The organism is Butyricicoccus sp. Marseille-Q5471, from assembly GCF_951230135.1.
GTDB lineage: Bacteria > Bacillota > Clostridia > Oscillospirales > Butyricicoccaceae > Agathobaculum.
In genome coordinates, this window is record NZ_CATNVC010000042.1 from 1 (window position 1) to 977 (window position 977).

1 protein-coding gene is annotated in these 977 nt (G+C 59.8%); it reads right to left on the minus strand.

Annotated features, from left to right (window positions below; translation table 11 throughout):
- Positions 1–977, minus strand: a 977-nt coding sequence (locus QOX26_RS14305; RefSeq protein ID WP_283675638.1) for an electron transfer flavoprotein subunit alpha/FixB family protein, incomplete at both ends; no start/stop codon positions are given.

The window sequence follows — 977 nt, forward strand, 5'->3', positions numbered from 1 at the left end:
GCAACGTCGAAAATCGGAGCGCCGTCGTTCTTGTTCACAGCAACGATGCACTCGGAATCCTGCATACCAGCCTTGTGCTGGATCGCACCGGAAATGCCCAGTGCTACGTACAGTCTCGGGTGTACGGTCTTGCCGGTCTGGCCAACCTGATGGTCGGCAGACAGCCAGCCGGAATCGATTGCTGCACGGGAACCGCCGATGACGCCGTTAAACTCAGCAGCCAGTTCCTTCGCCAGCTTGATGCCGGTCTCGACATCCTTGGAGATGCCACGGCCAACAGATACGACAACCTCAGCACCGGTCAGGTCAACCAGTTCCTTGGCTTCCTTGACAACTTCCAGCACCTTGGTCTGGAGGTCAGCATCGGAAATCGAAACAGCAACGTTCTCCACGACAACAGCGTTTGCCTTTGCCTCGTCGAACTCGCCCTTCTTCAGCACGCCCGGACGAACGGTCGCCATCTGGGGACGGAAGCGGGGGCAGATGATGGTAGCCATCAGGTGACCGCCGAATGCCGGACGGGTCATCTTCAGGTTGCGGTCAGCACGGTCGAGAGCGTCGATCTGCTCTACCGGCAGAGTCGAGGACTCCTTCAGGAATGCAGCGTACTTCTCAACGTCAACGTCGAGGTGCGTGCAGTCCGCGGTCAGGCCGGTGTGCAGACGAGCTGCGCAGCGGGGGCCCAGGTCGCGGCCAATGTTGGTAGCGGCAATCAGCAGGATTTCCGGCTTCTTATCCATGACAACATCGCAGATTGCCTTCGCGTAAGCGTCGGTCGTGTAAACGCCGAGCTTGGCATCGCTGCAAACGATAACCTTATCAGCGCCGTATGCGCCCAGTTCCTTCTCCATGCCGGCGATGTCCTTGCCTTCGCCCAGCAGCAGTCCGCAAACCTCAACGCCCATGTCGTCAGCCAGCTTGCGTGCCTCGGAGATCAGCTCCAGTACGGTCGGCTGCAGCTTGCCCTGGCGCTGCTC